Source organism: Tardiphaga sp. 285_C5_N1_2 (assembly GCF_052076065.1).
GTDB classification, from domain to species: Bacteria; Pseudomonadota; Alphaproteobacteria; order Rhizobiales; family Xanthobacteraceae; genus Tardiphaga; species Tardiphaga robiniae.
The window spans coordinates 4277976-4291350 of record NZ_CP197241.1 but is presented as its reverse complement, the minus strand read 5'-3'; the positions used below and the strand labels follow the sequence as shown (position 1 = coordinate 4291350).

The window sequence follows — 13375 nt, the reverse complement described above, 5'->3', positions numbered from 1 at the left end:
TCGGCCCGGCGACAGCGGCGGCTTGAATTTTGCAAGCTCATCCTTGCGCGTCAGTGCAACCCTGACGTTCAACCCTCTGTGTCTATCGGGAGAGCTGAATGAATCGACGTGAGTTCGCGAAATTGCTGGGTCTGAGCGCTACGGCGCTGTCGGGCGTCCCGCTCGGCATCACCCGCGCCACGGGGCAGACCAGAGGCGGTACGCTCAATACGATCATTCAACCTGAACCGCCGATCCTGGTCACGGCGATCAATCAGCAACAGCCGACCCTCACCGTCGGCGGCAAACTCTATGAGAGCCTGCTGCGTTACGATTTCGATCTCAAGCCGATTCCCGGCCTCGCCAAATCCTGGGAGGTTTCGCCGGACGGGCTGACCTACACATTCAAGCTGTTCCCGAACATCACGTTTCACGACGGCAAGCCGCTGACGTCGGAAGACGTGATTTTCACCATGACCAAGGTGCTGATGGAAACCCATGCGCGCGGTCGCGTGACATTTGCGCGCATCGCAAAGGCGGAAGCGCCCGATCCACTGACGGTGATCTTCACGCTGAAGTCGCCCTTCGCGCCGTTCCTGACGTCGCTGGATTGCACCACGGCGCCGATCCTGCCGAAGCACATCTATGAGGGGACCGACTATCGCAAGAATCCCGCCAATGTGCAGGCAATCGGCTGCGGTCCGTTCAAGCTCAAGGAATGGGTCAAGGGATCGCACATTCATTTTGTCCGGCACGAAGGTTATCATCGGCCGGGCGAGCCCTATCTCGACGAAATCATCTATCGCGCGATCCCCGATGGTGCGTCGCGTACCGTGGCGGTCGAGCAGGGCAAGGTGCAGCTGACGCAGTGGGGCGATATCGAATTCTTCGAGGTGCCGCGGCTGTCGAAACTGCCGAATTACGAGGTGTCCACCAAGGGCTACGAGTTCTTTGCGCCGCATCAATGGATCGAACTCAATAATCGCATCAAGCCGATGGACGACAAGCGTTTTCGTCAGGCCGTGATGCATGCGATCGACCGCAAGGCGATGCTGCAGCGAATCTATTTCGGGCTCGGCAAGCTGGCGACCGGCCCGATTTCGTCGAAGACACGATTCTACGACAAGAACGTCAAGACCTATGACTACTCTGTCGATAAGGCGAAGGCGCTGCTCGACGAGATGGGGCTGAAGCCGGGTCCGGATGGCAAGCGCGTTACGCTGCGCTATCTGATCTCGCCAGTCAGCGAGGCCAATACGCGCGCCGCCGAGTTCCTGCGCCAGTCACTCGGGCGCGTCGGCATCGATCTGCAATTGCAGACAACCGATATCGCCGGCTGGGCGCAAAAGTTCGCCGATTGGGATTACGATATGACCGCCAACCTGGTCTACCAGTTCGGCGATCCCGCACTCGGTGTGGCGCGCACTTACATCACATCGAATATCAAGAAGGGCATCCTGTTCTCGAACACCGCCGGTTATTCCAATCCGGAAGTTGATCGCCTGTTCGAAGAAGCAGCCGTGGCGACATCCGATGACAAGCGGCAAGAGCTTTATAGTCAGGTCCAGAGAATTCTCGTTGACGATGTTCCGGTGGTCTGGACGTTCGAGCAGGACTATCCGAACTTCATCGACAAGCGGCTGAAGAACGTGTTGTCGACGGCGATCGGGGTGCACGAGACATTCGGGGCGGTGAGCTTCGGATGACGTTGAAGGTTTCAAATATCTTGCTACAAAGGAATTAAGATGAACAGACGTGAATTCGCGAAGCTATTGGGTTTGAGTGCGACTGCGCTTTCGGGAATTCCTCTCGGCGTCACCCGCGCCGTCGGTCAGACCAAGGGCGGCACGCTCAATACGATCATCCAGCCCGAGCCCCCGATCCTGGTGACGGCGCTCAACCAGCAACAGCCGACACTGACCCTTGGCGGCAAGATCTATGAGAGCTTGCTGCGCTACGGCGCCGATCTCAAGCCGCTGCCTGGTCTCGCTGAGTCCTGGACCGTTTCGCCCGACGGCCTGGTCTATACGTTCAAGCTGTTTCCGGGCATCACCTTTCATGACGGCAAGCCGCTGACCTCGGAAGACGTGGTGTTCTCGGTCACCAAGGTTCTCGTCGAAACCCACGCGCGTGCGCGCGGCACCTTCCTGCGCATCGACAAGGCCGAAGCGCCCGATCCGCTCACGGTCGTGTTCACGCTGAAGGCGCCGTTCGCGCCGTTCCTCAATTCATTCGATTGCACCACAGCGCCGATCGTGCCGAAGCACATCTATGACGGCACCGATTTCCGCAAGAACCCTGCCAACGCCCAGGCGATCGGCTCGGGCCCGTTCAAGCTCAAGGAATGGGTCAAGGGCTCCCACGTCCATCTCGTCAAGCATGAAGGCTATTACCGCAAAGGCGAGCCGCATCTCGACGAGATCATCTATCGCGTGATTCCGGACGGGGCATCGCGCGCCGTCGCGCTCGAACAGGGCAAAGTCCAATTGACGCAGTGGACCGACGTCGAACTGTTCGACGTCGCGCGTCTCTCGAAGCTGCCCAATGTCGAAATGACCACCAAGGGCTACGAGTTCTTTGCGCCGCATTTCTGGCTGGAGTTCAATCTTCGCACTAAGCCGATGGACGACAAGCGCTTCCGTCAGGCTGTGATGTTCGCGGTCGATCGCAAAGCGCTGCTGCAGCGCGTGTTCTTCAATCTTGGCAAGGTGGCGACAGGCCCGGTTTCATCGAAGACGCGGTTCTACGAAAAGGATGTCAAGCAATACGACTACTCGCTGGACAAGGCGAAAGCTCTGCTCGACGAGATGGGCCTGAAGCCCGGCGCCGACGGCAAACGCGTCAGCATCAAATTCCTGGTTCCGCCCTATGGCGAAATCTGGCAGCGCTCGGCCGAATTCTTCAAGCAGTCGCTCGGTCGTGTCGGCATCGATCTGCAACTAGAAAATCTCGATCTCGCCGGCTGGGCCGAACGCACCAGCAACTGGAATTACGAGATGACCTGTAATCTGCTTTACCAGTTCGGCGATCCGGCGCTGGGCGTGTCACGCAGTTACATTACGGCGAATATCCGCAAGGGTATTCTGTTCTCAAATATCGCGGGCTATTCCAATCCGGAAGTAGACCGGCTATTCGAAGAAGCCGCCGTGGCGACCTCTGACGCAAAACGTCAGGAACTCTACACGGCCGTGCAGAAAATTGTCGTAGAAGAAGTCCCGATCGCATGGATGGTCGAGCAAGACTTCCCCAACTTCATCGACAAGCGGTTGAAGAACGTCATCACCACCGGCATCGGTGTGCACGAGACTTTTGGAGCCGTGACGCTCGGTTGAAGATAGGGTCACTCAAAGTCACTTGATGACTCGGCTGCAGCCAGATGTGCAAGCGTCTGGCTGCAGCCACTGTTAGATGCACTGTTAAAGGACTAGGCTATGAATAGACGTGAATTCGCAAAGCTGATGGGCGTGAGTGCGGTTGCGCTCTCGGGTATCCCCCTCGGCATCACTCGTGCCGCTGGTCAGACCAAGGGCGGCACGTTGAACACGATCATTCAGCCAGAGCCTCCGATTCTCGTCACTGCACTTAACCAGCAGCAGCCAACGCTGACCTTGGGCGGCAAGATCTATGAGAGCCTGCTGCGTTACAGCCCTGACCTCAAGCCGCTTCCCGGTCTCGCACAGTCGTGGGAAGTGTCGCCGGACGGCCTGACCTATACGTTCAAGCTGTTTCCGGGCATCACCTTCCACGACGGCAAGCCGCTGACGGCGGACGATGTCATCTTCTCGATGACCAAGCTGCTGCCGGAGACCCATGCGCGTGCGCGCGGGATTTACTCGCGTATCGAAAAGGCAGACGCGCCGGATCCGCTCACCGTGGTGTTCAAGCTGAAGTCGACCTTTGCCCCGTTCCTGACCGCGCTCGACTGCACGACGGGTCCGATCGTGCCGAAGCATATCTATGACGGCACGGAATATCGCAAGAATCCGGCCAATGCGCAGGCGATCGGTTCGGGCCCGTTCAAGCTGAAGGAATGGGTGAAGGGCTCGCATGTTCATCTCGTCAAGCACGAAGGCTACTACCGCAAGGATCAGCCGTATCTCGACGAAATCATCTACCGCATCATTCCCGACTCGGCGTCACGCGCCGTTGCGCTGGAGCAGGGCAAGATTCAGCTGACGCAGTGGAACGACATCGAAATGTTCGATGTGGCGCGGCTGTCGAAGTTGCCGAATTTCGAGATGACCACGAAGGGTTATGAATATTTCGCTCCGCATCAGTGGCTCGAACTCAACAACCGCATCAAGCCGATGGACGACAAGCGTTTCCGTCAGGCTATTGCCTATGCGCTCGATCTGAAGTCGATGGCGCAGCGCGTCTATTTCGGTCTGCCCAAGGTTGCGACCGGTCCGGTGTCGTCGGCGACCAGGTTCTACGAGAAAGACGTCAAGCGTTACGATTACTCGCTGGACAAGGCGAAGGCGCTGCTCGACGAGATGGGGCTCAAGCCGGGTGCCGGCGGCAAACGCGTCACCATCAAGTATCTCACCCCGCCTTATGGTGAAATCTATCAGCGCGCGGCCGAGTTCATTCGCCAGTCGCTCGGCCGCGTCGGCATCGATGTGCAGATCGAGAACACCGACGTCGGTGGCTGGGCGGAGAAGTTCAGCAACTGGGACTACGAGATGACCGGCAATCTGGTCTATCAGTTCGGAGATCCCGCGCTCGGCGTGTCGCGCACCTACATCTCGTCGAATATCAAGAAGGGCATCCTATTCTCGAACACGGCAGGCTATTCCAATCCGGAAGTCGACCGTCTGTTCGAAGAGGCTGCAACCTCGACCTCCGAGGCCAAGCGTCAGGAACTCTACAGCCAGGTGCAGAAGATCCTGGTCGAGGATGTGCCGGTGGTCTGGATGTTCGAGCAGGCCTATCCCACCTTCATCGACAAGCGCCTCAAGAACGTGACTACAACAGCGATCGGCGTGCATGAATCGTTCAGCGACGTGAGCTTCGGATGACGGCGGTATCGGTTAATGCAAAAGGCGGTCGCGTGTTCGCGATCGCCCTCGCGCTTGCGGGTTGGTTTGTCAAATTCGTAGCCGTCGTCTTGGTCATTGCGACCTTCAACTTTATTCTCGTTCATGCCGCACCTGGCGATCCCGCGCAGGTGATTGCCGGCCAGAGCGGCGCCTCCGACGAAAAGCTTCTGGCGCAGCTGCGCGCTGAATATGGGCTCGATAAACCCTATCCAATTCAGCTCGCCACCTATCTGAAGCGCGTCGTGACGCTCGACCTGGGCTATTCCTATCGCCAGCAGCGCACCGTAGCATCGCTCATTCTCGAGCGCTTGCCAGCGACGCTGCTGCTGACAGCGACGGCTTTCACCCTCGCGCTGCTGTCCGGGATCATTCTGGGCACACTGGCCGGTGTTCGTGCTGGCAAGTGGTCAGATACGTTGCTGACGATCGTGTCGTTGCTCCTGTATGCGACGCCGGTGTTCTGGCTTGGCCTGATGCTGGTGTTGCTGTTCTCGGTGCAACTCGATTGGCTGCCGGCCTTCGGCTATGTCACCATCGGCGTGCCGATGACGACACTGCAGCGCATGGGCGATATCGGGATGCATCTGATCCTGCCGGCAGTGTCGCTCGCAGCGGTGTATCTCGCGATCTACACGCGCCTGATGCGTTCGTCGGTGCTCGATGTGACCCATCAGGATTTCATCAAGACCGCCAAGGCCAAGGGCCTGAAGCAGGGCCGCATCATCATTCGCCATATCCTGCGCAATGCGATGCTGCCCATCGTGACTGTCGCAGGTATGCAGGCCGGTGCGCTGGTTGGCGGTGCGGTGGTGATCGAGACCGTGTTCGCCTGGCCGGGTCTCGGCCGTCTCATCTATGACGCGCTGTTGCAGCGCGACTATCCGGTGTTGCTGGGCGTGTTCCTGGTGATGTCGGTGATCGTGATTGCGCTCAATCTTCTCACCGATGCGATCTACCGGGTGATCGATCCACGCGTCTCCGTGCGTGCGGCATCGTGAACGGGATTATATGATGTCTACGCTCAAATCGTTTCTCCGCCATCCCACCGGGATGATTGGTCTGATCGTCCTCCTCGCGGTGGTCCTCCTCGCGGTGACGGCCCCGTGGCTGTTTCCCGACGACCCTTGGGACATGGTTGGCGCGCCGTTCCAGCCGCCGTTCAGCGAAGGGCTTTGGCTTGGCTCCGACATGCTTGGCCGTGACGTGGCTGCCGGCATCGCGCATGGCGCCCGCATCTCGCTGATCATCGGCGTCATCTCGACGCTAACCTCCCTGGTCATCGGCGTCACCATCGGCGCAACCGCCGGCTATTTCGGCGGCAAGGTTGATGAGGTGATGATGCGTATCACCGAGCTGTTCCAGACCATTCCGGGCTTCATTCTCGCAATCCTGCTGGTCGCGACCATCGGGCCGAAAATCTCCAATATCATCTTCGCGATCGGCATCGTCAGCTGGCCGCCACTGGCACGCCTGACGCGCGCCGAGTTCATGCGGCTGCGTGGGCGTGAGTTCGTTCAGGCTGCGGTGTGTCAGGGCCAGCGTCCGCTGACCGTAGTGCTGCGTCGCATTCTGCCGAACGCGATCTCGCCGATCATCGTCACCGGATCGCTGGCGGTCGCCAGCGCCATCCTGATCGAGAGTGCGCTGAGCTTCATGGGTCTCGGCGATCCCAATCTGATGTCGTGGGGCTTCATGATCGGTGCTGCGCGCACTGTGATCCGTCAGGCATGGTGGATGAGCGTGTTTCCCGGCCTCGCCATCCTGCTCACCGTGCTGGCCATCAATCTCGTGGGTGAAGGTCTCAACGACACGCTGAATCCCCGTATCTCACGCAAGCGATAGTATCCATGACTGACAAAACACTGCTTGCCATCGAGAACGTCTCTATCAGCCTGCCGCCGGGCGCAGATCGTCCTTTTGCCATCGAAGACGTATCGCTCACAGTCAACCGCAACGAAATCGTCTGTCTTGTCGGCGAGTCCGGCTCCGGCAAGTCGATGACCGCGCATGCGATCCTGCGACTGCTGCCCGACCGAACGGGCGTTGCGCAGGGCAGCATCAGCTTCAATGGTAACGACATCGCCAAGGCCGATGAGCCGACAATGCGCAAGCTGCGCGGCGGCGCCATCTCGATGATTTTCCAGGAGCCACTCAGCGCGCTCAATCCGCTGGCCCGTGTCGGCCAGCAGATTGCGGAATCGATCATCACACACACCAAGCCGACGCCGTCCAAAGAGGCGGTGGATGCGCGCGTGCAGGAGTTGATCCGGGACGTTGGCCTGCCGGATCCGGTGGCGCTCGCGCGCAGCTTTCCGTTCCAGCTCTCGGGCGGCCAGCGTCAGCGCATCATGATCGCGATGGCGATGGCGAATAATCCGGCGCTGCTTCTTGCAGACGAGCCGACCACCGCGCTCGACGTGACCACGCAGAAGCAGATTCTGGCGCTGGTGAAGAAGCTCCAGTCGGAGCGCGGTATGGGCGTGCTGCTGATCACCCACGATTTTGGCGTCGTTGCCGATGTCGCTGATCGCGTCGTGGTCATGCGCAACGGCCGTGTCGTTGAGCAGGGCACCGTCGACGAGGTCCTGCGTAATCCGAAGGACGATTACACCAAGAGCCTGATCGCCGCCGTCCCCGGCGCGCGCTCGCTGACCAAAGCCGATCGCAAGATCACCGGTGAGCCGTTGCTCGATGCGGTCGGGCTGAACAAGACCTTCATCACCAAGCAGGGCATGTTCCTGCCGCCGCGCCGGACCGATGCGGTGCAGAACATCTCGCTCGGCCTGAAGGCGCGCGAGACGGTGGCCATCGTCGGCGAGTCCGGGTCAGGCAAGTCCACGCTGGGGCGGTTGATCATGCGGCTGATCGAGCCTGACACGGGCTCAGTTCATTTCGATGGCAAGGATCTGCTGTCACAGCGTGGCGAACGATTGCGCCAGATGCGCCGCAAGATTCAGATCGTGTTCCAGGATCCCTTCGCGGCGCTCGATCCGCGCCAGAAGGTCGGCGACGCGATTGCCGGCGGCCCGATTGCCTATGGCACGCCCTCCAAGGAAGCCATGGCCGATGCCAAGCGCCTTCTGGCCCGCGTCGGCCTGCAGGAGAGTGCGGCCAATCGCTATCCGCACGAATTCTCCGGCGGTCAGCGCCAGCGTATCTGTATCGCCCGTGCACTGGCCCTGAAGCCTTCGGTGCTGGTCGCGGACGAAGCCGTCTCGGCGCTCGACGTGTCGGTGCAGGCGCAGGTGCTGCAGCTTCTCGCAGAACTGCGCGAGGAGATGAACCTCGCCATGATCTTCATCACCCATGACTTGCGTGTCGCCGCTGAAATTGCCGACCGCATCGTGGTGATGCGGCGCGGCGAGATCGTCGAGCAGGGCGAGACGCAGAAGATCTTCCAGAATCCCACCGACGCCTATACCCGCGCGCTGCTGGATGCGATTCCCGGCCGTGCGATGTTTGCCGGTCCAGGTGCCAGGCAGGCAGAAGTCGCTTCCGCATAAAAAAGCCCACCAGACGCAGGTTACCGCGTCCGGTGGGCTTTCGTGTGTTCGCTCGGATCAATCCAGCTTGACGTTGGCCTCGGTCACGACCTTGCGCCAGCGCGCCACCTCGGCCGACACCATCTTGCCGAAGTCGGCGCCGGCCACATCAGGCACGTCGGAGCCATTGCGCTCCCACGCTTCCTTGATCGCCGGCACCTGCAATGCAGCTTTCAATTCCTTCGCCATGCGCTCGACCACGTCGGGCGGTGTGCCCTTGGGGGCGAACAGCCCGTACCAGGTGGCGACTTCATAATTCGGCAAACCGGCTTCCGCCGCGGTCGGCAGATCGGGGAAGGCTGCCACGCGCTTCGGAGCGGCAATCGCTAGCGCGCGGAGTTGCCCCGCGCGGATTGGCGCGGCGGACGAGCCGAGACCGTCGAACACGACGGGCACGTGACCGGCGATCAGGTCCTGCATTGCCGGTCCGGCGCCGCGATAGGGCACGTGCTGGATCTTGGTCTGGGTCAGGATCTTGAACAGCTCGCCGGCTAGGTGATGCGTCGTGCCGGCGCCGGCCGATCCATAAGAGAGCTTGTCCGGGTTGGCCTTCGCATAGGCGATGAATTCACCCAGTGTCTTGGCGGCGACCTTTTCTGGATTGACCACGATAACCTGTGGCGGCCGTGCGATCAGCGCCACCGGGATGAAGTCTTTCTCGATGTCATAATCGAGGGTGGGATAGAGCGACGGGGCGATCGCGTGATGCGCGGCACCCATGAAGAAGGTATAGCCGTCAGGCGCCGCCTTGGCAGCCGCCGAAGCGCCGACCGTGCCCCCGGCACCGGCGCGGTTTTCGATGATGACGCGCTTGCCAAGCTGGGTATCGAGCTGCGCCGCCAGTGGCCGCGCAAAGGCATCGGTGCCGCCGCCGGCAGCGAAGGGAACGATGAAGGTGACTTGTTTCTGCGGCCACTGGGCGTGCGCGCCGGTCGTGATCGCAGAACAGCTCGCCATGACGGCAAGCAAGGCAACGTGAACGGCTTTGATCCGCACGGAATCCTCCCGATTTTATTGCGTCATTGGGGACGCTTAGTCTTATGTTCTGCGAGATAAGGCGCGGATGCAAGGTATCCGGCACCGGTATAACTCACACTATAGTCGGTATGGTTACGCCAGTGGAACCGGACAAGGCTGTCCGTTGAGGCGTTTAGCCGCTAGCCACCCGCGGCTAGGCGCCGGCGGCCATTTTTTCTGCGGCGATCATCTCGATATGCGGAACTGCATCGACGAGCTCGCGGGTGTAGTCGGTCTTCGGGCTGTCGAACAACTGGTGACTCTCGCCTTCTTCGACGATGGCGCCGTTGCGCAGCACGATGGTCCGCTGGCACATCATGCGCACGACGTTGAGATCGTGGCTGACGAACAGGAAGGCGAGATTGTCTTCGCGGCGCAAACGATCGAGGAGCTGCAACACCACGGCCTGAACGGAAACGTCGAGCGCGGCCGTCGGCTCGTCCAGCACCAGAAGCTTCGGCCGGCAGGCAATCGCGCGCGCGATGCCGATACGGGCCTTCTGGCCACCCGAGAGCTGGTGCGGAAACCGTTCCAGCAGATTGGCGGGGAGGCCGACGCGATGAGCACATTCGCCGACGCGCTGGCGCAGCGCCGCCCCATTGCGCATGCCGAGCAGGCGGATCAGCGGATGCGCGATACAGTCGAAGGCGTTGAAGCGCGGATTGAGGCTGTCGTTCGGATCCTGGAAAACGATCTGGATCTCGCGGCGCTGCGGCGCGCGGTGGAAGTCTCGCGCCGGAATATGGCTGATCGACTGGCCGTTGAAATTGATGGTGCCTTCGGTCTGATCGAGCAAACGGCAGATCATGCGCGAGGTCGTGCTCTTGCCGGAGCCGGACTCGCCGACCAGACCGACGCTTTCCCCAGGCGCGATGGCCATCGAGAAATTCGCGACGCCGACAGTGCCGTCGTCGAAGCGTTTGACGAGGTCGAGAACTTCCAGCAGCGGCGGCGTGCCATGCGCCGGCTTTGGCGGCGGAGCGAGGGGGACGGTCGGTACCAGCAGCTTCTCGTCGTCGGTCACGAGATCCTCGACCCGCGAGGTCGCGGTTGGCGACGCTGCGACGAGCCGCTTGGTGTAGGGGTGCTGCGGCGATCGGAACAGCGTCAGGGCGTCGGCTTCCTCGACGAGTTTGCCCTGTTCCATCACCACGACGCGGCGGCAATAGCGGGCGGCGAGGCCGAGGTCGTGGGTGATGAGGATCGTCGCCATACCCCGCTCGGCGGCGATGCTGGCGAGGAGATCCATCACCACTTTCTGCGTGGTGACGTCGAGGCCGGTTGTCGGCTCATCCGCGATCAGCAGAGCCGGATTGCTGGAGATTGCCATGGCGATCATGACGCGCTGGCACATGCCGCCAGAGAGTTCGTGCGGATAGGCGTTCATGCGCTTTTCGGGGTCGCGGATCTTCACCGCACGCAGCAATTCGAGGGATTGCGCGCGTGCCTCGGAGGCGGAGATCTTGCGATGCGCCAGAATGGCATCGGCGATCTGCTGGCCGATGGCGCGGATCGGGTTCAGCGCGCCGCGCGGATTCTGGAAGATCATGGCCATCGCCGAGCCGTGCATCTCGCGCAGGCTGGCACTGGTCATCTTGGTGATATCCCGATCGCGGAACGAGATACGGCCGCCGGAGATCTTGCCCGACGTGTCCAGCAGGCGCGTCATCGCAAAGCCGGTGACGGATTTTCCGGAGCCGCTCTCGCCCACGATGCCGAGCGTCTCGCCCTCGGCAAGCGAGAGTGAGATCCCGCGCACAGCCTCGACCGGGCCGCGGCGTGTCGAGAAAGTGACCTGAAGGTTTTCGATATCGAGCAGCGGTTTTGGTGTCGTCATCACGTTCGCTGCGCTCATGTACGTTGTCTAGGATCAAGAATATCACGCAGCCCGTCGCCGAGCAGATTGAAGCAAAGCACGGCGAGCATCAGCGCCAGGCCGGGAAACGCGACCAGCCACCATTTGCCGGTGGAGATGAAACGCGCGCCTTCAGCGACCATAATGCCCCATTCAGGCGTCGGCGGCTTGACGCCGAGCCCGATGAACGAGAGGCCGGCAGCATTGATGATGGCCCAGCCGAGATTGAGCGACATCTGCACTACCATCGCAGGCAGCACATTGGGCAACAGAAAGCGCAGCACCACCGAGACATGGCTGTCGCCGCAAGCGCGAGCGGCCTCGACCCAGCCCAGGTTGCGGCGCACGTTCACTTCTGCGCGTGCAAAGCGGATATAGAACGGCAGGTTGATGATTGCGGTGGCGATCACGATGTTCTCGACGCGATTGCCGAGGGCAGCGACCATGGCCATGGCCAGCACGAATAGCGGGAACGCCATCAGCACGTCGACGAAGCGGCCAACAGCGCGATCCAGCTTGCCACCCGAATAGCCGCAGAGGGCACCGATGACGGCGCCCAGCGCGAAGGAGATGCCGACCGCAGAGACGGCGATGGCGAGGTCGAGCTGTGCGGCGACGATGATGCGGCTGAACACATCACGGCCGAGCTGGTCGGTGCCGGCCCAATGCGCGGCACTCGGCGGCATCAGGGCGTTTTGAACGTTCGATGCGATGGGATCATAGGGTACGATCCACGGACCGAAGATGCCGACAAAGATGAGCAGCGCGGCGCCGATGGCGGCGATGCCGGTAATGGGGTTGCCGCGGAGGATGAACGCGGCGTGTTGAAGTGTTGCGCTGCTCATCCGATGGAAATCCTGGGATCGGCGATGCCATAGAGCACATCGACGACGAGATTGACGATAACGAAGACCGACGCCATCAACAGCACGAAGCCCTGCACCGGGGCATAGTCCGACGACAGCAGCGCATCGAGCGCGTAGGAGGCGACGCCAGGCCAGGAAAACACCTTCTCCACCAGCACATTCGCACCGAGCATGGTCGAAAACACGATGCCGGCGATGGTGATGACCGGCAGGATCGCATTACGCAACGCATAGGTGACGATGATGCGCCACCATGACAGGCCGACAGAACGCGCGGTGCGAACGAAGTCGCTGCCGAGCGAGGCCAGCATCGAGGCGCGGGTGATACGCGCCAATGGCGCGATAACAAACAGCGCCATGGTGCAGGCCGGCAGGATCAATTGTTTGAATGCGGCCCACCAGCCATCGAAGTCGCCGGCGAGCGCAAAGTCGATCAACAGGAAGCCGGTATGTGCGGGCGGCAGCGTCGTGAAGATATCGACGCGCCCGGTCGGATCGGGCGACACGCCGAACAGATAATAGAAGATATAGATCAGCAGCAGGCCCGACACGAAGGTCGGGACACAGACCCCGAGAGCGCAGAAGAGCCTTACGCCGTGATCGACCAGCGATCCTGGTTTCAGCGCTGCAAGGACACCCAGCGGGATTGCGAGAACAAGTGCGATCAGGAGTGCCGAGAAGGTCAGTTCGAGGGAGGCGGGCAGGCGCTCACGCAGGTCCTTGGTCACGTTCTGGCCCGTCATCAGCGAACGGCCGAGATTGCCGCGGCCGACGTCATAGAGATACAGGAAAAGTTGCTGCGGTACCGGCTTGTCGAGACCCATCTGCTTGCGGATCGTCTCGATCTCTTCCTTGCCGGAGTTGGGTCCCGAGGCAAAGAACACGGCGGGATCGCCCGGCAAGACGCGCATCAGCAGGAAGGTGAAGATCAGCACGCCGAACAATGCAGGAAGCGAGGATGCGAAGCGTCGCGCTGCACGGATGGCCGTTGCGCCCAGTGTCGTCATGATCGGTTACTCGAAGTCAAGGACAGCTCGCTGCAGTTAAGTTCGCAAGCTGCATAGATCCGAAGCGCCG

At 61.1% G+C, this 13375-nt stretch carries 10 protein-coding genes; 6 read left to right on the top strand and 4 right to left on the bottom strand.

The genetic code is table 11. The features are described from left to right. Positions 1-98 precede the first annotated feature (98 nt). The 6 genes from AB7951_RS20320 to AB7951_RS20295 all read left to right on the top strand — a co-directional run bounded on the left by AB7951_RS20320 (position 99) and on the right by AB7951_RS20295 (position 8521). Positions 99-1685, top strand: a complete 1587-nt coding sequence (locus AB7951_RS20320) for an ABC transporter substrate-binding protein (protein ID WP_120288811.1) — start codon at positions 99-101, stop codon at positions 1683-1685. Positions 1686-1724: 39 nt separating this feature from the next. Then, positions 1725-3311, top strand: coding sequence for an ABC transporter substrate-binding protein (locus tag AB7951_RS20315; protein WP_120288812.1), 1587 nt, complete (start codon positions 1725-1727; stop codon positions 3309-3311). A gap of 99 nt (positions 3312-3410) precedes the next feature. Next, complete coding sequence (locus AB7951_RS20310; RefSeq protein WP_120288813.1) at positions 3411-4997, top strand: ABC transporter substrate-binding protein; 1587 nt, start codon at positions 3411-3413, stop codon at positions 4995-4997. Continuing rightward, positions 4994-6016, top strand: a complete 1023-nt coding sequence (locus tag AB7951_RS20305) for an ABC transporter permease (protein ID WP_120288814.1) — start codon at positions 4994-4996, stop codon at positions 6014-6016. Before AB7951_RS20310 ends, AB7951_RS20305 begins: the two co-directional genes overlap by 4 nt. A gap of 13 nt (positions 6017-6029) precedes the next feature. Continuing rightward, positions 6030-6860 carry an ABC transporter permease gene (locus AB7951_RS20300; RefSeq protein ID WP_120289223.1) on the top strand — a complete coding sequence of 277 codons (831 nt, stop codon included), beginning with the start codon at positions 6030-6032 and terminating at the stop codon, positions 6858-6860. Between the two features lie 5 nt (positions 6861-6865). After that, entirely contained in the window at positions 6866-8521 is a 1656-nt protein-coding gene (locus AB7951_RS20295) for a dipeptide ABC transporter ATP-binding protein (RefSeq protein WP_120288815.1), read from the top strand. A gap of 57 nt (positions 8522-8578) precedes the next feature. Here the strand turns inward: AB7951_RS20295 and AB7951_RS20290 are convergent, their stop codons facing one another. The 4 genes from AB7951_RS20290 to AB7951_RS20275 all read right to left on the bottom strand — a co-directional run bounded on the left by AB7951_RS20290 (position 8579) and on the right by AB7951_RS20275 (position 13305). Continuing rightward, complete coding sequence (locus tag AB7951_RS20290; protein ID WP_439062554.1) at positions 8579-9556, bottom strand: tripartite tricarboxylate transporter substrate binding protein; 978 nt, start codon at positions 9554-9556, stop codon at positions 8579-8581. Positions 9557-9731: 175 nt separating this feature from the next. Continuing rightward, entirely contained in the window at positions 9732-11432 is a 1701-nt protein-coding gene (nikE, locus tag AB7951_RS20285) for an ABC transporter ATP-binding protein (protein ID WP_439062555.1), read from the bottom strand. Then, positions 11429-12277, bottom strand: a complete 849-nt coding sequence (locus tag AB7951_RS20280) for an ABC transporter permease (protein WP_068737405.1) — start codon at positions 12275-12277, stop codon at positions 11429-11431. Before AB7951_RS20280 ends, nikE begins: the two co-directional genes overlap by 4 nt. Further along, complete coding sequence (locus AB7951_RS20275) at positions 12274-13305, bottom strand: ABC transporter permease (protein WP_170849808.1); 1032 nt, start codon at positions 13303-13305, stop codon at positions 12274-12276. The genes AB7951_RS20280 and AB7951_RS20275 overlap by 4 nt, the downstream gene beginning before the upstream one ends. Between the last annotated feature and the right edge of the window lie 70 nt (positions 13306-13375).

Bases quoted from the DNA above. Each gene is read 5' to 3' on its own strand.
- AB7951_RS20320 (WP_120288811.1), top strand. From the start codon at position 99: ATGAATCGACGTGAGTTCGCGAAATTGCTGGGTCTGAGCGCTACGGCG.
- AB7951_RS20315 (WP_120288812.1), top strand. From the start codon at position 1,725: ATGAACAGACGTGAATTCGCGAAGCTATTGGGTTTGAGTGCGACTGCG.
- AB7951_RS20310 (WP_120288813.1), top strand. From the start codon at position 3,411: ATGAATAGACGTGAATTCGCAAAGCTGATGGGCGTGAGTGCGGTTGCG.
- AB7951_RS20305 (WP_120288814.1), top strand. From the start codon at position 4,994: ATGACGGCGGTATCGGTTAATGCAAAAGGCGGTCGCGTGTTCGCGATC.
- AB7951_RS20300 (WP_120289223.1), top strand. From the start codon at position 6,030: ATGTCTACGCTCAAATCGTTTCTCCGCCATCCCACCGGGATGATTGGT.
- AB7951_RS20295 (WP_120288815.1), top strand. From the start codon at position 6,866: ATGACTGACAAAACACTGCTTGCCATCGAGAACGTCTCTATCAGCCTG.
- nikE (WP_439062555.1), bottom strand. From the start codon at position 11,432: ATGAGCGCAGCGAACGTGATGACGACACCAAAACCGCTGCTCGATATC.
- AB7951_RS20280 (WP_068737405.1), bottom strand. From the start codon at position 12,277: ATGAGCAGCGCAACACTTCAACACGCCGCGTTCATCCTCCGCGGCAAC.
- AB7951_RS20275 (WP_170849808.1), bottom strand. From the start codon at position 13,305: ATGACGACACTGGGCGCAACGGCCATCCGTGCAGCGCGACGCTTCGCA.